This is a genomic window from Bacillus sp. KS1, assembly GCF_020075515.1.
In the GTDB taxonomy this organism is placed as follows: domain Bacteria; phylum Bacillota; class Bacilli; order Bacillales; family Bacillaceae; genus Bacillus; species Bacillus velezensis.
In genome coordinates this window covers 580,045-601,552 of sequence record NZ_JACAWW010000015.1, presented here as the reverse complement: position 1 = coordinate 601,552, position 21,508 = coordinate 580,045, and the positions used below count along the sequence as shown (strand labels likewise).

Here is a 21,508-nt window from a genome sequence, read left to right as displayed (position 1 = left end):
ACAATCATCCTCTCTCTAATTTTACAACATTGCTATAATGATTTTCATGTTTTTCCCAACCTTCAAGCTGAATCTTTTTGATCGTTACTAGGTAACCTAATGAAGTATTTAACTTAAATACAAAAAAACCTGCTTCTAGCAAGGTTTTTTCGGTAAAGGAGAGGTTATCTCCCCACAAATTCTATTAACTATGTTTTTGTTTTAACCATTCTTTCTTTAGCAATGCGTATTGGTAAGTGTTTTCATATTTAGGTGTTCCATCCTCGTGTGCAGTAAATGAAATAAATTCAAGAAAATAACCTTCTTTACGCATTCCTAATCTTTCACATAGTTTTTGTGACCTGCAGTTATCGTCTTCAACATATGCATAAAGCCTTCTTGCTTCTTTTTGCATAAAGAGATACTCAAAGAAAGCGTTCGCACTTTCACTTGCGTATCCCTTCCCTTCAAAACGGGCATTGAAATTCCAACAAACAGAATAGGTATCTGGCTCTTCTTTTAAATAAAATAGTTCTCCGACTAGATCATTACTGGCTTTTAAACAAACTGCAATATAAGAGTCATCCCGGCTTCTTTTTTGAACGTTTACGGCAGCTTCTTCTAACGTAGACATTCTGTCATCAAGAAAGCAATTCACTCTCGGATGTGCCGAATATTCCACAGACCTTGCGAATCTCTCTCGGTGAAATTTCTTAAAATTAAGCGATGGGTTTCAATTTTTTGCATTTGCAGTCTCCTGTTTCATTGTTATCGATCATTGAAAAGATCTTCTTCGTTTGTTGAAGAACTTATCTCAATCTATTTTTAATATAATGATAGACGTTATCATCTTTGTCAAAAACAGTAATCATTCATTTGCCGCCCGCGATGTAAAGTACTGAACAATTTTCGTGAAAAACCCTCAGTATCGAATATAGAAACGAGCAATAGTAATTAAAACAAAGTTAAGCCATTAAAAGCTTATTGAGTATTTTTTCAAACTTATTCACGCTCATCATCTCATGAGTGAGAAATGTCCCATTATAAAACACGCTGAAAGTCGTCCAAACTGCCGGGGATTTTTGTGCCATATCTTTTGACGTTATTCGCCGGGCCTGAAAATGAAGTCCTTTCTTTTCAGTCAGTTCCTTTAAATCCTTTAACAATCCGACTGCAAACGGGCATTGAGCTGTATAAAATATTGTGATTCCCTCATCATTAACGAAATTACTTTTCACCTGTTTTTTAAATACAGGAGGATATGCATGTTCATTCCACGTCAGTGACACCAACTGAAAATAGGGTTCCGCTTCATCTTGCACAGCAAATCCCATATGTTCAAAGAAATGCTTATCACTTAAATAAGGGAGTTTTTTCTTCCCCACTATATGAACTATCCCATCCATACCGCGGGATTTTGCATCTGACACACATTTTTCTAACAAGTGTTTCGCATGCCCGTTATTCTTATATTTACCTGAGACCCAAAGACAATTAATAAACATAAAATGAGGTGCGCTTACCGGAACCCATGCTTCTTCTGCAGGTAAATATTCAATAAAAACTTTTGCCCGTTCGTTTAGGCGATAGAACACCAAGCCATCAATCATTCGATCTTTGAGCCAGCTCTTCTTTTCATTTACCGCATCCTCATATTGTTTCGCACCTAATGCACAGCAAATATGATTGTCATCAATATTGTCCCTAGTCAACTCAATGTATTCCATTTTTTCCTCACCCGCTTTCTTTTGGAAACATCAGCTTTACTTGCAGTGAACATTGTAATTTCTCAGAAATATAGAGTCCCAGAACCAATATATGAACGCAGCAACAAAGCTCATTATGTAATAAATGAAACTTCTGAAAACTGTGAAATCAATTGACGGATTGCCTATGTGCCAGAACAAGAACACGGCTAAAAAAGCGACTGCTGTATAAATGAAAAGATGAATCAAACTAAACTTTTTAGGCTTCTTTCTTAGCCATAGTTGCACAGGAACAGCAAACAAAAAGTAAGTAATAAATGCATAAAAAGCAATGATAACCACAGTAACCAATGCAAATGGCACAAAACCCGAGTATACAAACATATATAGCCCGAAGATCAAACCATACGACAAACTTGAAAAAACCAATGTGTAGGTATAGCTTTGCCTTTTGCTCCAAGTCGCCGCTCCCATATATTTCACCTGCTTTATATAAAAATACATTTCTCATTTTTTTCCTATTGTTTAAAATCAGTATATATCCATCACTTTAAAAGATCTATGTTTTTTGATCTTTTTTTGCAGATCAGCAATTCTATCTGCAAATTTTATATCATTAAAAAGGTCAAGGAAATACCTTGACTGTGTATCGCTCACCAATCTGCATCCGGCTCTTTTTGTGATCTTTAAGAAATGATCCCTGTTTGCATCACCATTCACCTTATCAGCCGCGCTCAAGTTCAAATGATTATCCGTGAAATTCTTTTCACTAAGGATAAAATCATATCCTGCCAGTGTAATTCTCTGCAGTGCAAGTCAAATATCGACAGAAAGATTATGTCCACAAATTCAAAGCATTCTGTGCATTTGGAGACGACAATCCCCCATTTAAACACCATTCGGATGACAAATCATCCAAAGGATCTTTCCTGAATAGCACCCTCAATTTTTGCACAAGCACCTGTCCGCAAAGTAATGTAAGGGTTTTCAAAACAAGAGCGATGTGCTAAATTGTAAGATAAGTAACAATTTTCTGTGAATAATAAAAAGGGGTGTATGATGTGAAAGCAGTAGTAGCAACAAAAGACAAAAGTATAGCGATCGTACAAAAAGAATTACGTCCTTTGCGACATGGTGAAGCCAAAGTTAAGATGGAATACTGCGGTGTATGTCATACTGACTTACATGTTAAAAATGCTGATTTCGGGGATGTTACTGGCGTCACTTTAGGTCATGAGGGAATAGGCATTGTAACTGAGATTGCTGAAGGCGTAACAAATTTAAAAAAGGGAGACCGCGTCTCTATTGCCTGGATGTTTGAAAGCTGCGGCCGCTGCGAATATTGCCTAACTGGCCGTGAAACCTTGTGCCGGGATGTAAAAAATGCCGGCTATACAGTTGACGGCGCAATGGCTGAAGAAGCAATCGTAGCGGTTGATTATGCAATAAAGGTGCCGGAAAATTTAGATCCTGCAGCAGCAAGCAGCATTACTTGTGCAGGTGTAACAACTTATAAAGCCGTTAAAGTCAGTGAAATTAAGCCAGGTCAATGGATCGGTGTATTTGGAGTCGGCGGTTTAGGCAACTTGGCTGTTCAATATGCAAAAAACGTCTTTAACGCTAAAGTGATCGCTTTCGACATTAGCGATGAAAAATTGAATTTTGCTAAGAGCTTAGGCGCTGATGCGGTTGTAAACAGTTTAAACGAAGACCCCGTCGCTAAAGCAAAAGAAGTGACTAACGATTTAGGGCTTGATGCAGTGGTCATCACGGCTGTCTCTAAAACCCCTTTCAATCAAGCGATTGATGTTGTAAAAGCAGGAGCTCGCGTAGTCGCCGTCGGTTTACCGGTGGACAAAATGGATTTAGATATTCCCCGTCTCGTGTTAGATGGAATTCAGGTAGTAGGTTCATTAGTAGGTACCAGAGAAGACCTGAAGGAAGCTTTTCAATTTGCTGCAGACGGTAAAGTTGTACCTAAAGTGACAAAACGCCCGATTGAAGATGTGAATGATATTTTTGAAGAAATGGAGCAAGGCAAAGTGACCGGCCGTATGGTTATCGATTTTACTTCCTAATCATTAAGGCTGCCGGGAATGATACGGCAGCCTTTGATCTCTATTCTTGCTCAGCGCCCCACCCAGATGTCATTTAGTTCAGAAAAGAAACTTTACAGACCATTCAGCGGTTATTCATTTTGCAAGTATTCTCTGAACTAATCCTGATACCAATATAATACAAGGTCATTCATTGCCGAAGCGTAGCCCTGCTGTCTTAACATAGTTGTTATGCTGCCCCGATGATAAGTTCCGTGATTGGCAACATGGAATAAAATTTCTGAGTAAGCAGTTTCTCTGTAACCTAACCAAGGATTATTTAAGTTCATTTTTTGTTCTAAATCTGTTTGGCTATTCATCCATTCTTCAAACTGTGAAGCCAGTTCTTCATAAGACGCCGCAAATTCATCTGCAGAATATAAATGAGCCCTTTCTGCATAAGCCGCAGAACCTTCCACTGCTTCCTGCATGTCTATTCCTTTAAGTACTTGCAGCCACATAGCATCCACCGCGAAGATGTGACTGAACGTTTGAGCAATTGTAGGATATGAACTGCGAACCTCTTTATAAAGAACGTTACTTGGTAATTCCTTTATTCTTTCTAATAACGCTTTATTCGCCCAAACATGGTACTGATACATATTTTTCGCATGGTTCATTTAACATCTTCTCCTTTAAAGTTGATGCTTATGATTATAAAAAAAGATATATGACAGCAGATCGTCATACATCTTGATAAACTTTCATTATTTTTTTGGCTTCAGCGATTAATTTTGATTGCAGCTGCACCGGTTTTATCATTTTAGCTCCGCTGCCAAAACTTAAGAGAATTGATATAAGCCATCCGGCATGAAGAGGCTGATAAACAGAAATGGTAAACGTCATACTTCCATCACTGTTCATGACTTTAGACGCGTTCTGAAATTGATCTAAAGCTTTTGCCAGAGAATTGGGATCAACCCAAATGACAACATCCTCAAACCCTTCCGCATTGGATTCTGAATAAGATGGTTCATCTTTCACTTTGTGACTGCGCAAAAACTCTTCTTGAGTAAGCGTTATATTCATCATACGTGATACTCTAAATTCTCTATCGTCTTGACGTTCTCTGCAGAAGCCATATACATACCAATTACGAAACTTATAATGAAGGTGGATAGGTTCTACTTCACGTGAGGTAAATTCATTTTTATTACTGACATAATCAAAGCGTACTGCCTTTTTTTCCTGTATAGCTTTTCGCAGCCGGATTAATGAATTCGGTTCTGTTCTAAGGTTTTCCAAGTTAACATACAAAGTCCTGCTGCTTTCGCTTGTATCCAGAGATTTTAATCTATCTATCGTGTGTTCAACTTCCTTATCTTCAAAAACACTCGACAAACTGCTTAATACTGTAATTAAATTCAATACATCATGAGAACCGATTAAACTTTTATCAAATTTGTATCCTCTCATTATCCCAAAACCGCCGTTAGCCCCTTGGTATGAAACGACTGGTATTCCAGCTGCACAAATCGCTTCGATGTCTCTATAAATTGTCCGCGTTGATACTTGAAATTCATCAGCTAAACTGGAAGCAGATAAAATTTCATTATGTAAGAGCTTGAATATGATTGATAACAAACGTTCTAATTTCAATTCTCAATTCCTTTCCTTATTAGGGTTGGAAGTGCTCTTTTGGCTCTGACACATTTATGCCGCTCACCTCCTGTCACTTCAAGAAACCACGCAGAAAGCTTAATTTTTCCACCTAACCGCATTAATACGCGAATTACCATATACTTTATACTTTGCGACCCCGATAAACCCTTCTATCGCTTCATTTGATATTCAATAAAACGCCTGTTGAACCTTTGCTTATGTATACAGCTTCATCTTCACTGAGTAATTTGAGGCCCAATTTAAGATAAAAATCTTCTTTTTATAGAGATGTTCGTTCTATCGACATCCTTGTGATAAATATGGTAAAATTCATAAAAACAAGGGAGTGTTGTTACATATGAGTCTTATCATTTTAGCATCCATGCTTTTATGGGGTGCAGTGATCCACGAGCTAAACAAACCTTCAAAAAAACAAAGTAAACGAAAAATGATCCCTTTGGTATCCCTCAGTTCTTTATCTACTTTAATCATCACAATTTCGCTTTTTTCTAATTTAATTGGTTGATATTTGTTATGAGGAAACCCGCCAGAGGTTCCTCATAACACTAAAAACCTACTCACTGCACTTTTTACAGCAGACCTTATCAGAGTGTTTGCTTAACACTTTGTCCATTCTCCCCACAGGCATCTTCTTCTCACTCGGAAGTGTAAGATAAGCTGTTATCTCATCCCCTGATTTTAATGTTTTTCCGCAGATAGAGCATTTTAACTCAGTATTAAAGAAATTTTTTAATCCCATTCAGAAGCCTCCTTATTTACCTTTATAAAGTAATACGTTAATGCTTTATAAAAGTTTCAGGTTAAAGAAATACTCCTTGCCTGGGAATATACTTCGTTTCAATTGATCCGCAGCCGCCCCGGTCATCGTTGTCTACAAATATACCCCACCCAATAGGCCGCTTTTTCATTTTAAGTGGAATCATCTTCATGCTTTGACCAGTTTACTGCAGTGTATGGATTGTAAATTTGTGACATTTATTTGTCCTCTTAAAATTAATATTGTAAATTTATAGCTGTATCCCATTCACTATTAAGAGGAGATATACGAATGAAAAAGAAATTTATTGCCGGCGCTCTTGCTTTTGGGTTAATTCCACTAATGGGGACTGCAGATGTTTCTGCAAAACCTTTGCCAAATCAAGATAAAATCATGAAACCTGCTGGTTGGTCATGTGACGCTCCGTATATTGTCTGTCAGCCTTTTTCTGGCGGTACCGGTAAGGTTTCATTCAACTATCAAGGCAGCTCTCCAGGAAAAATCAGAGTTTTTGTTGCGAATGACGGCAGCAAATCTTTCAAATTCACCATTAATTATCCTAATGGGAATACACTCTTATCCTCTACGACATTAAATGCGGGGAAAACGTTCATTCAGGAATTCAGCGTTAACCAAAAAGGAGAATACATCCTGAAATATGATAGCGGCACCGGTGATAGTGTCGATGGTTTCTTTAGATCTGTTGAGATCTAAATTTCGTTAGGAAAGTCGGCAGTTTTGCCGACTTTCTTTTACAAGCATTCTGCAGGAATAAACGTAAAGTTTGGAATAAACATATGACCTTTTTGAAACGGAAACTTTATCTGCACCACAAACCCGCAAGCAGCCTCCTTGTATCGTACCTTCCGTCCCTTTGTGATTTGTTTTGATTTGTCGTATACTGCGCTTGCCCGGGAAATGATGAATATTTTCGTTAACTGTAATTTCCCTGTACCTCTTCGTATGTGGCTCTGCATGATGAAGTAGCTTCATGGCTCACCACTTTCATACACAGTTTCATTGCATGTTTAGCCATATCCCTCCTCTTTAAATAGCAAACCGTCCAATCCATTTCTCTCTTTCAGTTAACTTTCCATTATTTTATATTCTTAGAAGCTCTTCATTTTAGACATAACATCCATTTTTTCTTATTTAGACTTAAATCTATGTCGAAATTTATCGTCCGGCATATTATGTACTATCCTAACAACAGGAGGTGGCAATAATATGGGGAACTACGGTGGAAATTACGGTGGAAGTTCTTTCGTATTGATCGTTGTGCTGTTCATTTTGTTAATCATTGTAGGTGCTGCATTCCTTTTTTAGCACATTGACGATTTATATTCGTCTCCCAAACATTGCATCCCTTAGTTCGGACAGACGCCATAAGAAGTTTTATGGCGTTTTTACTTTTAAAAAATCAATCTAAGATAACCATTTTTTATTTTTACTCTGGTAAGCGGGAGCGTTTCCTCCCCTGCCTGCGCCAATATTGCCGCTATGAAGAATGAGGCGAACAATCCAATTCGGAATAAAAACTTGTTCATGAACAAAACCCCTAAATAGTTGTTAAAAAACTAAGGCGTTTTTAATTCATCAGGATTACAGATGTTGTGAACTTAAAAAGGATATTACTCACCCTTATAAAATTGTCATTCGTTAGATTTAGTCACTGAATCTTTTTTGTTTGGTATCTTAGCGGCCTTCTACACTCATTTAAAAAGGGTCCGTAAAAAGGGTCCGCCCACAAAATACGGTGTTCACACATCAAGTCATTTTCACATAAAAAAAACCGGATTCCTCCTTTAAGAGGTTCCGGTCTTTTTTAGTTAAAATGCGGGAAATATCTGGTGACGTGCTGCACACCCCCGCTATTATAATATTTCAATAGAGCCTTCTGTTCCATGAACGCGTATTCGCTGCCCATCTTTTATCAATTGGGTTGCATTTTCAACTCCGACAACTGCAGGTAAGCCGTATTCACGCGCGATAACCGCTCCATGGGTCATCAGTCCGCCAACTTCAGTGACCAGGCCTTTTATGGATACAAACAATGGTGTCCAGCTGGGATCAGTATAAGGGGTAACTAATATATCCCCATCTTCCAAATCGGCATCTTCCATGTTTAAAATAACCCGTGCCCGCCCCTCTATGACTCCCGAGGAAACGGGCAGCCCTGCAATCGCTCCGGCCGGGAGATTTTCTCGTTTGTACTTGCCTGTAACGATTTCACCGTCAGATGTGATAACACGCGGCGGAGATAGTTTTTCATATACTTGGTACTCGCCTTTTCGTGTGCTGATGATTTGGTAATCCAATTTATGTGTGCGTACGACTTCCTGAAGTTCTTCAAAAGTGAGATAGTATATGTCCTCTTTTTCATGAATAACGCCCGCTTCTGCGAGTTGTTCGGCTTCTTTCAGTAAAGCCTGCTTATAAACGAAGTAGCGGCTGATCATGCCGTATTTTGGATATTCCCTAAACCCGCTGAAGTTCCGGATGATGCGGATCATTCGTTTGGTTTCTTTGGCTTTTTGTTCACCATCCGGTAATTGCTTCAATCGGTCTAATAACTCTTGTTCTTTCTTCAACGCCTCCTGCCGCCCTTGCTCAAATTTCCGCTGGCTGGCATTTGGCTCAAAGTTTTTGAGATTATTAAGAATCATAGGGACAAGTGCAGTTGGTTTTTCGCTCCATCGAGTTCTTGTCATATCAATTTCTCCGGCACATCGCATTCCGTACTTGTTGAGATAAGCATAGATCGCGTCACGGGTTTCCTGCCCGCCTTCAAACGTCACCAGCCCATCCAAAAAGTGATCATCTTTTACATTCTCTAAATAGGCAATTACTTCTGGATAAGGGCGGATCACATCGGCGACGTCCAATAGCGCAAGCCCCATTTCTGAAGTAATATTATGGGATACAGATTGAGAAAGCGTATCTGCTGCGTTTTTTTCACCTAACCACTCGTTCATTTTTTCGTTAATCCATGATGAGGCATCCATTGCAGTTCGAATCAACACCGAACTTTTTGGGTTAAATAGAATCTTCTTTAATTCCTGGATATCTTCCAAAATAAAACGAAATAAATCAGATCCTGATTTCGTCTGGATATTTTGTTTTAATTCTTCTATCGATGCTTGACTGCTCTTAATCAAACCAGAAACAATGGCCGGATCGTTTTCAGCTTGTTCCGGCATATCTGCATTGCCTTTGCCGGGACTCGGTGCCGTTTTATCAGGTATCGGCTTAATGAAATCATCTCGCTCTATTATGGTCATAAGTGCGTCTTTTAAGAGCGGATCGTGCTGCCCCATGCCTTTTAAGAAAACTTCTCTGACAGTAGGAGATGCCAGTTGATGTGTGACATCAACGAATAGCCTTCCGCCGGCTTTACGCATGGGTGCAGCAGTCGTCAACAGAAAAAAAGACAACCCAAGGGGTTTTATGGGATCCGTCATCATTTGCTGATGACCAACAGAGATATAGACGTGATTTTCTTGATCGTTCGCTTCAGGAACGGGGTATAACGTTGTGATCGGACGACTTTGGACAATATAAAAAGTATCGCGGTCCAAACACCATTCGATATCTTGCGGCTGGCCGAAATGAGCTTCGATCTGTCTCCCGATACGTGCCAGCTGTAAAATTTGTTCATCAGTCAGTGTTTGAATCTTTTGCTGATCAAGAGCGATCTCCTGTGTTTCCGTTCCGCCTTCTTTTCGTCCATAGATAGCCAATTTTTTGGGTTCTATTCTCTTATCGACGATTTGCCCGTCCTGTACTTTATAACAATCGGCAGAGACTAAGCCGGAGACCAGTGCTTCACCAAGTCCAAAACCGGCATCGATGGACAGCAGCTTTCGATTTCCGGTCATCGGATCAGCGGTAAATAAAATTCCCGAAGCCTGAGGGAACACCATCCTTTGGATGATAACGGATAAATAAACTTGGCTGTGATCAAACCCATTTTGCATACGGTAAATGACCGCGCGATCCGTAAATAGGGACGCCCAACATTTACTGATATGCTGCAAGATCGCATCGACGCCGGTAATATTTAAATAGGTGTCTTGTTGACCGGCAAAAGAGGCATGCGGTAAATCCTCAGCTGTCGCACTGGAACGTACGGCATAGGCATGTTCTTCGCCGAACCGGGAGAGATGGCAAGCAACTGCTTTGACTACATCTGAAGGAATTTCTGCTTCCATAATGTTTTGCCGGATTTTTTTGCTGACTTCACCAATTTGATCCCGATTCTCCGCTTTCAGCATGGTCAGTTGATCCAACAGCGCTTGTAACGTTTCGTTTTGTTCAATGGCTTTTTGATATCCTGCGGTTGTGACACAAAATCCTTCCGGTACTTGTATTCCTTGAATTTTTGATAATTCCCCTAAATGTAACCCTTTTCCTCCAACGAGCAAAGGCTGTGTTTTTTCAATTTCGTGAATGCCGAGAACCAAAGGACTCATTCTATATCTCCCCTTCAAAAAAATTTGACAAGAGCTTTTCAGCATGATATAATCATAATATAAGATGGATATCTATGACTTTTCACAAAGAAAGCGCGCGTGTTCTGATTATATCACCGTGTCTGTTTTTGTGCAATATAAAAAGAACCTGGCCAATTTGGCGAGGTTCTTTCTTCATTTTTGTCTAAAGCTCTTTAAAGCTGTATTGAGATTTTTTGTGTGAACGTAAATGTTCTTATACAACTTGAATAGTGTTTTATATTTTTGAACATTTTGTTCTTTTGGATAAAATGCAGCTGCTTCATGAATGAACTGCTCTGCGCATTCTTCAAGAGAGTCAAACCACCCGCTTCCGAAGGCAGCTAACATCGCAGCCCCCATGGCGGGACCTTGTTCATTCTCTAACTTAACCACCCTCGTATTGAAAATATCAGCCTGCATTTGTAGCCACGTTTCATTTTTAGCTCCCCCGCCAATAGAGACAACCGTATCAACTGATTTTCCCGCTTCACGGAATAGCTCAATTGATTCATATAAAGAGAATGTGATGCCTTCCATTATCGCCCTCAAAAAGTGCTCTCTTTTATGGGCTCCGTCCATTCCGATCAAGCTTCCCCGAATAGATGAATCAGCATGTGGCGTTCTTTCACCGACCAAATAAGGAGTGTACAGCAGTCCATTTGCTCCTATCGGAACAGATTCCACTCCCCGCAATAATTGTTCAAACGATTCGTTTGGCGCAAACGTTCTTTTAAACCAGTCCAAGCTGTACCCTGCAGCGAGCGTGACTCCCATCGTATAAAAAGAATCCTTCTTTCCATGATTAAAAAAGTGCACTTTCCCTTTAAAGTCCCTTTCTTTGTCTTCTTCACAGGAAAGTATGACTCCTGACGTCCCGATACTGCATAATGTTTTTCCGGAAGAAAGAATACCGGCTCCGACAGCACCGCAAGCATTGTCTGCTCCCCCGGCGTACACTTTTGTTTTTTCCAACAGCCCTGTCTCCGCCGCAACGCTCGGAAGCAGCGATCCTACACAGTCATGGGATTCAACAAGCGGAGGACAAATTTCCGCTGAAATACCAAATTGATTGCAAATCTCATCGCTCCACTCTTTGCGGGTCATATGTAACAGTAACGTTCCCGCCGCATCGGAGTATTCGGTGTGAATGGCGCCAGTCATGCGGAATCTCACATAGTCTTTCGGAAGCAAAAAAACAGCGGTTTTGTTAAAAAGTTCAGGCTCATGTTCCTTCACCCATAACATTTTAGGTAATGTAAACCCTTCAAGGACACGGTTTTTTGTGATATCAAGCAGATGATCGCCAAATGTCTCGGTAATCCTGTTACATTGAGGCGTCGTTCTGGTATCATTCCAAAGAATCGCATGACGCAGCACCCGCCGATCTTGGTCAAGCAGTACTAACCCATGCATTTGTCCTGAATAGCTAATCCCGTCAATATCCCCGGCTTGAACGTTGGATATCGAAATCAATTCAGCCAATGCTTCAATTGTTTGCTGCACCCAGTCTTCAGGATTTTGCTCACTATATCCCGCCTTTTCTTGGATGAGCGGGTAACTTTTGGACGTTTCTGCACAAACCTTGCCGTTTTGATTGACTAAAATGGTTTTAACGGCACTCGTTCCAAGGTCTATTCCAATGACATACTTCATTTTTTCACTCCTTCCTCTCTAAATAGATCCTCATTGAAATGACCCGCCATAACAGTAACTTCATGACGGGCAATTCCGGGAACTTGGCTGCCTGCATCTTTTTACAGCGGGATCCGGAGCTTCTTTTTTCATTTGTTATACCTCTAAAATGTATTGGTTTAATATCGCTTTTAACCGCTCCTGTCTCCCTGATTCGTTTTTAATTGGCTGATTGTTCAGCGCATATTGCTCAAGTGTCTTAAAATCAGCTCTTCCTTCTGCAATTTCAAGACCAATCCCTTCAGTAAAGCTGCGGTAACGGTGTTGAATCACATCTTCAAACACACGATCTTCGATTAATTTGTGGGCGGCTTTCAACCCTCTTGCAAATGTATCCATCCCTGCAACATGGGCATATAGTAAATCATCAGGCTCAAAAGAAGATCTCCTGACCTTTGCGTCAAAGTTTAATCCTCCGCTTCCAAGACCGCCATTTTGCAGAATTTCGTACATTGCTAATGTCGCAGAATATAAATCTGTCGGAAATTCATCTGTATCCCAGCCTAAAAGCGGATCACCCTGATTCGCGTCAACAGAGCCAAGAAGGCCATGCACTCTCGCCATGCGTAATTCATGTTCGAATGTATGCCCGGCTAATGTGGCATGATTGGCTTCGAGATTTAATTTAAAATGATTGTCTAAGCCATATTGCTTTAAAAAGGCAATGGTTGTTGCTGCATCCGTATCATATTGATGGGTGGTCGGCTCTTTTGGTTTTGGTTCAATCAAAAACTGCCCTGTATACCCGATTTCCTTCGCATAATCCACTGCCATATGCATAAATCTGGCCATATTATCAAGCTCAAATTTTAAATCGGTATTTAACAAAGTTTCGTACCCTTCACGTCCGCCCCAAAATACATAGTTCTCGGCGCCAAGCTCTTTTGCTGTTTCTAATCCTTTTTTTACTTGGGCTGCGGCATACGCAAATACATCTGCGTTACAAGAAGTCGCCGCACCATGGACGAAACGGGGATTCGTAAACATGTTTGCAGTATTCCATAATAGCTTAACGCCGCTGGTTCTCATGTAGTCTTTTATCATGTCCACGATTATATCCAGATTTTGATTTGTCTCTTTTAACGTACTTCCTTCCGGTGCGATATCCCGGTCATGAAAAGCAAAAAATGGCGCATCCAGTTTTTCAAACAGCTCAAACGCTGCATCTACCCTCGCTCTCGCCAGATCCATGCCTTTATAGTGATCCCACGGTCTCTGCATCGTAGCTGCGCCAAAAATGTCTGTTCCGTCAGCGGTAAATGTGTGCCAATAGGCAATAGAAAATCGCAAATGCTCTTTCATCGTTTTTCCGCCAATTACTTCTTGAGAATTATAGTATTTAAATGCTAAAGGATTCGTGGATTCTTTCCCTTCGTAAATCACTTTGTTTGCGCTTTCAAAATAGTTGACTGAACCGGAATGAGAGTGAGCCATATGTGATTTCCCCCTTAAAAATAAATTCTAAACATGATCATTCAAATACAGATGCTTTTATGTCATGTTGCACATTAGTTTGTTGCCCAAACAAACTAACTTATTTTCATCTTATATAACCTCATCAGTATTTTCAATATTTTTTTTAGTTTTTTACGAACACATTAGATATAATAAAGGTTGGATTCGCTATGTACTGCGTTTCGCACGATAACACAGAACGTTCAACTTAATTTAAAGATTATACAAATGGAGTGGATGAAGTGGATATCGCTGATCAAGCCTTTGTCAAAAAAGTTAACCAAAAGTTATTACTAAACGAAATACTTAAGAATTCTCCTATTTCAAGAGCAAAATTATCCGAAATGACCGGATTAAATAAATCAACTGTTTCGTCACAGGTAAACACATTAATGAAAGAAAACCTCGTATTTGAAATAGGTCAGGGACAATCAAGCGGCGGCAGAAGACCCGTCATGCTTGTTTTTAATAAAAAAGCAGGATACTCCGTAGGAATAGATGTTGGCGTGGATTATGTTAATGGCATTTTAACAGATCTTGAAGGGACGATCGTCCTTGATCAACACCATCATTTGGAATGCAATTCTCCAGAAATCACTAAAGATATTTTAATTGAGATGATTCATCACTTTATTGCAAATATGCCGCAATCTCCATACGGTCTTATTGGTATAGGGATATGCGCGCCCGGGCTGATTGACAAAAATCAAAAAATTGTTTTCGCTCCGAACTCCAACTGGAGAGATATTGACTTAAAATCTTTCATTCAAGAAAAGTTCAATGTGCCCGTTTTTATTGAAAATGAGGCAAATGCCGGCGCATATGGAGAAAAAGTATTTGGTGCTGCAAAAAATCACGATAACATTATTTATGCAAGTATCGGTACAGGAATAGGGATCGGCGTTATGATCAACAATCATTTATATAGAGGGGTTGGCGGATTCTCCGGAGAAATGGGACATATGACAATAGACTTTAAGGGCCCTAAATGCAGCTGCGGAAACCGAGGCTGCTGGGAATTGTATGCTTCAGAGAAGGCTTTATTAACATCTCTTCAGACGAAAGAGAAAAAAGTGTCCAGCCAAGATATCATAGACCTCGCCCATCTGAATGATGTTGGAACTTTACAGGCATTACAGAATTTTGGTTTCTATTTAGGAATAGGCCTGACCAATATTTTAAATACATTTAATCCGCAAGCCATCATTTTAAGAAACAGCATCATTGAATCGCATCCTATGGTTTTACATTCAATTAAAAGTGAAGTGTCATCCAGGGTTTATTCCCAACTAGACAATAGCTATGAATTATTACCATCTATCTTAGGAAAAAATGCCCCTGCTCTAGGAATGTCCTCCATTGTTATTGATCATTTTCTCGACATGGTTCATAACTGAAATGTACATACTTCTATGTTTTACGCTCATCTTTAAAGATGGGTTTTTTTATTCTAGGCGTATTTCTGAATAAATACTGACATAGGCACCTTCTAATATGAAAAAGGAGTTCTAAAATAGAAATCTCCTTTTTCATGTGCTAATTATTTTTCTTTATAACGAAAATATCTGAAGTCGGCCGGAATATGATGACCGCTCGTATCTTGGCATTGCATCCCTACAAAAGCTCCTGTAAAGAATCCCCCGCCGCGGATGTAATCATCTGATAATTTTTTCGATTCCAATGCAATGTCGATTTTGTGCCAATCTTCTTTGTTAAATGAATACAAATAATAATATTTTTCGTTTTCAATATTCACTTTTAAATAGACATACTTGACTTCACGAGGAATCACAATTTTATTTTTTAATGGCTGTGAAAAAGAAAAGTTATCACATATCGTTAATTCAAGAATACGGCCAAGTTCTTCATCATACGTGACTTGAAGAGCCGTCCAGTTCTCTGTATTGTAATAGTTCACCAAACCAGCGGCTTGCTGAAAATTTTCCGGATAAAACGCAACAGCCGTCTCCGCTTCAAAATGGAGACTTTGCCAGCGTCTGGCTACAAATGCCTGAGTAAATGTCGAAGTTAAGGATTCATGGCCGTATAATCGTAAATGATTTGGCACTTGAGTTAATGATCCTAATTTCTCCGTAAACGGAATTCTTAACGTTTGAAAATTAATATTTAATGTTGCATCCTCAAATTCATCAACTTCCGGATACGTGTCTTCAAACATTGTTTCTGGTATAGAAGGCGCATCCACTTCCAAGCTCCCTTCTTTTCCGCCTTCTACATAAGGCCAGCCATCTTTCCAATAGAGCTTTTGAATAGCTGTTTCTCTGCCCAGAGGACAATATCCTCTCTGCTGAAAAATTGAATCATCGTCCGGATGAATGGGACGTCCCGTTAAATGAGCTAAATACCACTCGCCTGTATGTGTTTGTACGATCGATGCATGTCCGCATTTTTGCAGCGGATTTTCCGGCGCATGCCATGACGTTAAGATTGGATTATCAGGATGAACTTCATATGGGCCTTCAATATTTGCAGAACGGGCAATTGTAGCAGCGTGTTCGAACCGCGTTCCTCCTTCTGCGGTTAATAAATAATAATAGTTCCCGATACGGTAAAGGTGCGGCGCTTCTGTCAACTTTCTTTCAGTTCCTTTAAATATCACTTTCGGTTTGCCAATTAATTTTTGCTCCTTATCAGAATATTCCTGCATGACAATGCCTCCAAAGGAGTGCCGATCAATACGCTGATCCCATAACATATTTAATAAATATTTTTTCCCATCCGTATCATGGAACAAAGAAGCATCAAATCCCGAGCTGTTTAATGTGATCGGCTCCCCCCAATCACCATTAATCGTGTCACAAGTCACTAAATAATTGTGACAATCTTTCCAGGCGCCATCTACGACCTTAACATCCGTATAGATCAGCCAAAACTTTCCGTCACTGTAACTTAAACATGGCGCCCAGACCCCGCCTGAATTAGGATTTCCTTTCATGTCTAATTGCGATACTCTCTGTAATGGATGTGCAACTAAGTGCCAATTGACTAAATCTTTTGAGTGGTGTATCTGGACTCCCGGAAACCACTCAAATGTAGATACAGCGATATAATAATCCTCTCCAACCCTGCAAATACTCGGATCGGGGTTGAATCCTTTAAGTACTGGATTGATAATCTTCATTTTGAACTCCTCCTCAGCTATTTTCTGTTGACCCATCATGTTTTAAGCTTTGAAATCGTCAATATGATCCAAATAAACTTTGTCTCTATTCTCTAATTCTCGAACCATGCTTTTATATTTTTTCTCATCTAAGTTATAGAAATTAATATCAATCATGGCCAGAACCAGTAGGAACACGGGAATAATGGTTGCTGTAATTAAAATTCCCGTTAATGCCGCCGGGGTTTGTGCCTGATTTGCCACATATCCAAACTGATCAAGAACCAGACCCGGTACAACCCCTCCCAAGGCCATGCCGAATTTAAAGAAAAACCCGATAATAGCGTATATGAGACCGCCCATTCTTTTCCCGGTCTTATACTCTCCATATTCTATTGTTTCAGGAATAAGCGCCCACATATATCCCCCGGCAGTGAGACTTCCTGCAGCGGCCAGCAATCGAAAGGAAAGTATCAGGAATACATTACTTGGCGGAACAAACAGTAAAGCTAAGAGGCCGATCATATTCAGTAATAATGCATAGTTTAGTAATTTCTTCTTCCCTAATAATTGATGAAGCTTTGGAATAAACGGTAAAATGACCAAAGCAGGCAAACTTCCCAACAAACCGTACCACTTCACTAAATCCGCTCTTTCTAAATTATACGTTACGTAATAGATGCCAACCGAATTACTGATTGAATTCACTCCAAAAATAATAATAAAGAAAATACTTAATACAACTAGAGGCCGATTAACACGAAACTGCTCAAATATATCCGAAAATTTAATTTTTTCTTCGGATTTTTGAAGCGTGACACGCTCTTTTGTGCTTTTAAAACAAAAGATTAAAAGACACCCGCCTATAACTCCCATAATACCCATGGTTAGCTGCCAGCCAAGAGATTCGCTGCCGGAAGTATCGCTTAAATAAGCAGCCAGTAAGGGAACAAAAAATGCAACGACAAGTCCTCCAAGATTCGCAAATAACATACGGACAGACGTTATACTAACAACTTCTTGATTATTTCTGGTCATAGCAGATGTTAACGCGCCATATGGCACGTTTATCATGGTGTATGTAAGCGATAAGCCGACATAGGTGATATAGGCATATATTAATTTCCCCATATCCGAAAAATCCGGGGTTGTAAAACAGAGTATTGCCAATATGACAAAGGGAAAAGCTCCGAATAAAAGATACGGTCTGAAGCGGCCAAACCTGCTATTTGTTCTGTCAACTATTGTTCCGATAAAAGGATCAGCGAGAGCGTCGATGATTCTAACCACTAAAAACATCGTACCGGCTGTTGCTGCCGATAAACCAAAAACATCTGTATAGAAGAACAAAAGATACGTAGACACTGTTGCATAAATTAAATTACAAGCAAAATCTCCAGACGCATATCCAACTTTTTCAACCATGCTGATCTTCTTTACATTTTCACTGAGCATGATTTCTCCCCTTTTCGATCCTTTACATAAGGAACATGATGAATGGTATAACATTTCTTTAAAATTATCGGCCAGTGAGCGGCGCATAAAAGCGCTTTCAAAAATGACAGCGGTTTACTTTCACAGAGCATTTTCATCATCCAAATGGTGATCAGATAGCAGTGAACAGGATAAAAGCTTGGCTTTCGCTTTTTATATACCTCCAATTAAATCGAGCCTCTTATCCCCCTCCCATTTAAGACCTTTACATGATGGACAATTAAAGTGGTTTTATTAGTTTGTTGGCCGAACAAACTAACTTGATTTCATATTATAAAATCTTTTCTGCTTTTTCAACTCTTTTTTCAGAGAATTTAAAACCGAACAAAGGACATACCATGTTGTAATTGCCGGCTGCTTCGACAGACGTTAAGTAAAAACCCCCTGTGTCACCTGACTGACTTATTAAATGATAAGCACTTTCATCATCTTTTGTTTAGAAAAACTTATTAAGAAACATGCACTAGAAAAAATGCGAATCATATATAAGTGATATCCCGTTTAATTGGTTGAGGAGGATATGATGAAACCTATGCTGCCTTTTGAAAAATATTTTGGGGATTTAGAACTGGTTTATACATTTTATGGAGCTATGCCTACCGGTGTTACTGTTTCAGAAACTGGTCGTATTTTCATTTGTTTTCCGAAATGGGGAGACGATGTTAAATTTACGGTGGCGGAGATAATTGGGGATAAATTGCACCCTTATCCTGATTTACAAACCAATTTGGTTAACCCTGAGAATATCAAAATGACTTTCATCAGTGTCCAAAGTGTAGTTAATGATGGGAGAGGAACCCTTTGGGTACTAGATACAGCGGCACCCAATTTTTCTGAACCAATTAAAGGCGGGGCAAAATTAGTCGCTGTTGATTTAAAAACCAATACAATCAGAAGAGTTTATACCTTTACAGAAGATGTTGTTCTTCCAACAACTTACCTGAATGATGTCCGATTTGATTTTCGTGTTGGAACTGCAGGTTATGCCTATATAACGGATTCTTCTTCCAAAGGACCAGGCGCTATTATCGTCGTTGATTTAGAAACCGGAAACGCATTTAGACGGTTAAATGGAGCAAATCCAACTTCACCGGATTCCTATTTTATACCGAAAATAGAAGGCAAAATTTTGATGAATCGTAACAGGGATGGTTCAACTTCCCCGTTTAGGCTGGCATCCGACGGTATTGCGATCTCTCCTGACGGAAAGGTATTATTTTTTTGTCCACTGACCAGCCGTCATCTGTTCTCAATCTCAACAGAAGCCCTGAGAGATAGAAATATACCGGACATGGATTTACTTTATCATGTGGCGTATTGGGGAGAAAAAGGTGCGTCTGATGGAATGATTACAGATGCAAAAGGAGCCATTTATGCCGGAGATTACGAGAACAATAGTATTCGAAAAATACTGCCGAATGGCACAATGCAAACCATCGCACATGATCCGAGAATTTTATGGCCGGATACTTTTTCGATTGGTCCGGATGAATACTTATATGTCATCGTGAACCAATTACATCGGCAGGCTAGATTTCATTATGGAAAGGACTTACGACAGAAACCTTATAGTTTACTTCGTATCAAAATTGATGAATTTCCTGCTCCTGCTTTTTGAAAATAAAAATGGCCGGTTCAATTTTAGAACATAATTGGCTTCATTTAGCCTTCATCCTAAAAGAAATCAAATTTCAAATGAAAATGAAGGAAATCATATAATACCCTCATTTAAATATAAAGGGTTTATTCGAGCCGTTTATAACGCACTGTTGACGTATATAAGAAAAAAACAGACCTCCCTTGAACCTCAGAACCTGAAGGAATAGGTCTATCATGAATATCAGATGAGCAAGCCCTTTGATGGGCAGCTTTTATTACAGAGCCAGGGTGATACCCCGGTCTTTTTATTAAGGGAAAAACACTGTAACCCGTCTGTATTTTACAGTTTGTCACGCTTTTCTTCTTTTTGAATCTGGGACAACAATGAAATTTACCCAGGGAATACTTGGACATAAAAAAATAACCATCACCTCCGACATGTACTCCCATATCTCAGAGAAACTTGAAAATTCGTCAGTTGATTGTTATGAAGAATATATAGTCCCCTGTTTTGTCGGGAATTTGTCGCTTATTTTTCGTTTTAACCCAAATAAAATAAACAAAAAAGAGCAGACCGAAGTCTGCTCCCTTCAAAAGTTTATGATTTGTCATTATCAGATAGCCTTAGAACCGTAATACTCAATAATATTAAGCCTATAAACGTGCCGTATTTTCCGGTATCTATATCTGTGAGTGGAGCTACAATATATTCAATCAGGAATATAATAATAGCTATTGAGACTAATATACGATTCATTTGACATTACCACCTTAATAATTAACCATTTCTCCAAGGTACAACAACAGGGGTACCAATTATCCAATTATAAGAAATTCCGTACTTTCCATTATCGGATACTTTTTTTATGGCATACTTACCAGCAAACATTGCCCCTGCAATTGCTCCAGCATATACTGAAATCCCAGGTATTTTTTTTATCAATGCTGCTATCCCGGCGATAGCCCCTGCTATACCGTCAGCATCCTCAACAATATCTAAGAATTTTTTAATTACACACGAATTCATGCTCACCTTGACTATAGGAATTGCTACCGAAACACCTTGTTTCCCTCTACATTTTGCTAGAGTTGACATCTCACTTGATTCATCAGAAATATTAACTGTAGCAGAATCGACTAGTGTTCGATGGCCATCAGTTAACAAATATTGATCAACTTTAATCGACTCTTTAGAGGTTCCTTTATCTAGAGTTTTTTGATCAATAAAATACTGTTTTCCGCCATATTCGATTGTATAAGATGCTTCACCTTCAGACTGACTTATAACATTCATTCCAGAAACATTGGTTTTTACCTTTTCATTCATCGATGTCTTAGCATAAGAAGGAAGTGCAAATCCGCAGACTAAACTCAATACTAGAAGCAAGCTTACTATTTTTGTTTTCAAATTATTATCCCTCCTTTAAGGAGACTAACATAGTCATAATGAAAAATACACCATATAACGTTAAAATAGGAAATCTCACCTACAC

At 39.3% G+C, this 21,508-nt stretch carries 16 protein-coding genes and 1 pseudogene; 5 read left to right on the top strand and 12 right to left on the bottom strand.

Going from position 1 to position 21,508, the window contains the following annotated elements:
* Nucleotides 1–184 precede the first annotated feature (184 nt).
* The 3 genes and pseudogenes from HWY38_RS09995 to HWY38_RS09985 all read right to left on the bottom strand — a co-directional run bounded on the left by HWY38_RS09995 (nt 185) and on the right by HWY38_RS09985 (nt 2,159).
* Nucleotides 185–726 (bottom strand): annotated as a pseudogene (locus HWY38_RS09995) (GNAT family N-acetyltransferase).
* Nucleotides 727–944: 218 nt separating this feature from the next.
* Nucleotides 945–1,706: an N-acetyltransferase gene (locus tag HWY38_RS09990; RefSeq protein WP_224181748.1), complete on the bottom strand. Its 762-nt coding sequence runs from the start codon at nt 1,704–1,706 to the stop codon at nt 945–947.
* 36 nt (nt 1,707–1,742) lie between these two features.
* A complete protein-coding gene (locus tag HWY38_RS09985; RefSeq protein WP_224181747.1) occupies nt 1,743–2,159 on the bottom strand; it encodes a UPF0715 family protein in 417 nt (138 codons plus the stop codon).
* A gap of 587 nt (nt 2,160–2,746) precedes the next feature.
* On the opposite strand from HWY38_RS09985, the gene adhP reads away from it, so the two are divergent.
* Nucleotides 2,747–3,763, top strand: a complete 1,017-nt coding sequence (gene adhP, locus HWY38_RS09980) for an alcohol dehydrogenase AdhP (protein ID WP_224181746.1) — start codon at nt 2,747–2,749, stop codon at nt 3,761–3,763.
* A gap of 137 nt (nt 3,764–3,900) precedes the next feature.
* Here adhP and HWY38_RS09975 read toward each other — a convergent pair whose 3' ends face one another.
* The 3 genes from HWY38_RS09975 to HWY38_RS09965 form a co-directional block, all read right to left on the bottom strand.
* A complete protein-coding gene (locus HWY38_RS09975; protein WP_224181745.1) occupies nt 3,901–4,401 on the bottom strand; it encodes a DinB family protein in 501 nt (166 codons plus the stop codon).
* A gap of 64 nt (nt 4,402–4,465) precedes the next feature.
* Nucleotides 4,466–5,380, bottom strand: a complete 915-nt coding sequence (locus tag HWY38_RS09970) for a helix-turn-helix transcriptional regulator (RefSeq protein ID WP_224181744.1) — start codon at nt 5,378–5,380, stop codon at nt 4,466–4,468.
* Nucleotides 5,381–5,957: 577 nt separating this feature from the next.
* Nucleotides 5,958–6,143: a hypothetical protein gene (locus HWY38_RS09965; protein ID WP_003154035.1), complete on the bottom strand. Its 186-nt coding sequence runs from the start codon at nt 6,141–6,143 to the stop codon at nt 5,958–5,960.
* A 309-nt stretch (nt 6,144–6,452) separates the two neighbouring features.
* Here HWY38_RS09965 and HWY38_RS09960 point away from each other — a divergent pair, with 309 nt between their 5' ends.
* Both HWY38_RS09960 and HWY38_RS09955 read left to right on the top strand, forming a co-directional pair.
* Complete coding sequence (locus HWY38_RS09960; protein WP_224181743.1) at nt 6,453–6,875, top strand: hypothetical protein; 423 nt, start codon at nt 6,453–6,455, stop codon at nt 6,873–6,875.
* A gap of 513 nt (nt 6,876–7,388) precedes the next feature.
* Nucleotides 7,389–7,487, top strand: a complete 99-nt coding sequence (locus HWY38_RS09955) for a YjcZ family sporulation protein (protein ID WP_003154037.1) — start codon at nt 7,389–7,391, stop codon at nt 7,485–7,487.
* 548 nt (nt 7,488–8,035) lie between these two features.
* On the opposite strand, the gene ppsA is transcribed toward HWY38_RS09955, so the two are convergent.
* From ppsA to xylA, 3 genes are all read right to left on the bottom strand, one after another.
* Entirely contained in the window at nt 8,036–10,633 is a 2,598-nt protein-coding gene (gene ppsA, locus HWY38_RS09950) for a phosphoenolpyruvate synthase (RefSeq protein WP_224181742.1), read from the bottom strand.
* A 174-nt stretch (nt 10,634–10,807) separates the two neighbouring features.
* Nucleotides 10,808–12,307, bottom strand: coding sequence for a xylulokinase (xylB, locus tag HWY38_RS09945; RefSeq protein WP_224181741.1), 1,500 nt, complete (start codon nt 12,305–12,307; stop codon nt 10,808–10,810).
* 135 nt (nt 12,308–12,442) lie between these two features.
* Nucleotides 12,443–13,780, bottom strand: coding sequence for a xylose isomerase (gene xylA / locus HWY38_RS09940; RefSeq protein WP_039063143.1), 1,338 nt, complete (start codon nt 13,778–13,780; stop codon nt 12,443–12,445).
* 263 nt (nt 13,781–14,043) lie between these two features.
* On the opposite strand from xylA, the gene HWY38_RS09935 reads away from it, so the two are divergent.
* Nucleotides 14,044–15,198, top strand: a complete 1,155-nt coding sequence (locus HWY38_RS09935; protein WP_224181740.1) for an ROK family protein — start codon at nt 14,044–14,046, stop codon at nt 15,196–15,198.
* A gap of 143 nt (nt 15,199–15,341) precedes the next feature.
* On the opposite strand, the gene xynB is transcribed toward HWY38_RS09935, so the two are convergent.
* Nucleotides 15,342–16,943, bottom strand: coding sequence for a xylan 1,4-beta-xylosidase (gene xynB, locus HWY38_RS09930; RefSeq protein WP_224181739.1), 1,602 nt, complete (start codon nt 16,941–16,943; stop codon nt 15,342–15,344).
* A gap of 42 nt (nt 16,944–16,985) precedes the next feature.
* Nucleotides 16,986–18,377 carry an MFS transporter gene (locus HWY38_RS09925; protein ID WP_224181738.1) on the bottom strand — a complete coding sequence of 464 codons (1,392 nt, stop codon included), beginning with the start codon at nt 18,375–18,377 and terminating at the stop codon, nt 16,986–16,988.
* 562 nt (nt 18,378–18,939) lie between these two features.
* Here HWY38_RS09925 and HWY38_RS09920 point away from each other — a divergent pair.
* Complete coding sequence (locus tag HWY38_RS09920) at nt 18,940–20,034, top strand: major royal jelly family protein (protein ID WP_224181737.1); 1,095 nt, start codon at nt 18,940–18,942, stop codon at nt 20,032–20,034.
* 759 nt (nt 20,035–20,793) lie between these two features.
* On the opposite strand, the gene HWY38_RS09915 is transcribed toward HWY38_RS09920, so the two are convergent.
* Nucleotides 20,794–21,423 carry a hypothetical protein gene (locus tag HWY38_RS09915; protein WP_224181736.1) on the bottom strand — a complete coding sequence of 210 codons (630 nt, stop codon included), beginning with the start codon at nt 21,421–21,423 and terminating at the stop codon, nt 20,794–20,796.
* Nucleotides 21,424–21,508 lie beyond the last annotated feature (85 nt).

What these genes read in the sequence shown, in the direction of transcription:
- HWY38_RS09965 (WP_003154035.1), bottom strand. Translation starts at nt 6,143, where the DNA reads ATGGGATTAAAAAATTTCTTTAATACTGAGTTAAAATGCTCTATCTGC.
- HWY38_RS09925 (WP_224181738.1), bottom strand. Translation starts at nt 18,377, where the DNA reads ATGCTCAGTGAAAATGTAAAGAAGATCAGCATGGTTGAAAAAGTTGGA.
- xynB (WP_224181739.1), bottom strand. Translation starts at nt 16,943, where the DNA reads ATGAAGATTATCAATCCAGTACTTAAAGGATTCAACCCCGATCCGAGT.
- HWY38_RS09960 (WP_224181743.1), top strand. Translation starts at nt 6,453, where the DNA reads ATGAAAAAGAAATTTATTGCCGGCGCTCTTGCTTTTGGGTTAATTCCA.
- xylA (WP_039063143.1), bottom strand. Translation starts at nt 13,780, where the DNA reads ATGGCTCACTCTCATTCCGGTTCAGTCAACTATTTTGAAAGCGCAAAC.
- HWY38_RS09985 (WP_224181747.1), bottom strand. Translation starts at nt 2,159, where the DNA reads ATGGGAGCGGCGACTTGGAGCAAAAGGCAAAGCTATACCTACACATTG.
- ppsA (WP_224181742.1), bottom strand. Translation starts at nt 10,633, where the DNA reads ATGAGTCCTTTGGTTCTCGGCATTCACGAAATTGAAAAAACACAGCCT.
- HWY38_RS09975 (WP_224181745.1), bottom strand. Translation starts at nt 4,401, where the DNA reads ATGAACCATGCGAAAAATATGTATCAGTACCATGTTTGGGCGAATAAA.
- HWY38_RS09955 (WP_003154037.1), top strand. Translation starts at nt 7,389, where the DNA reads ATGGGGAACTACGGTGGAAATTACGGTGGAAGTTCTTTCGTATTGATC.
- HWY38_RS09990 (WP_224181748.1), bottom strand. Translation starts at nt 1,706, where the DNA reads ATGGAATACATTGAGTTGACTAGGGACAATATTGATGACAATCATATT.
- HWY38_RS09920 (WP_224181737.1), top strand. Translation starts at nt 18,940, where the DNA reads ATGAAACCTATGCTGCCTTTTGAAAAATATTTTGGGGATTTAGAACTG.
- xylB (WP_224181741.1), bottom strand. Translation starts at nt 12,307, where the DNA reads ATGAAGTATGTCATTGGAATAGACCTTGGAACGAGTGCCGTTAAAACC.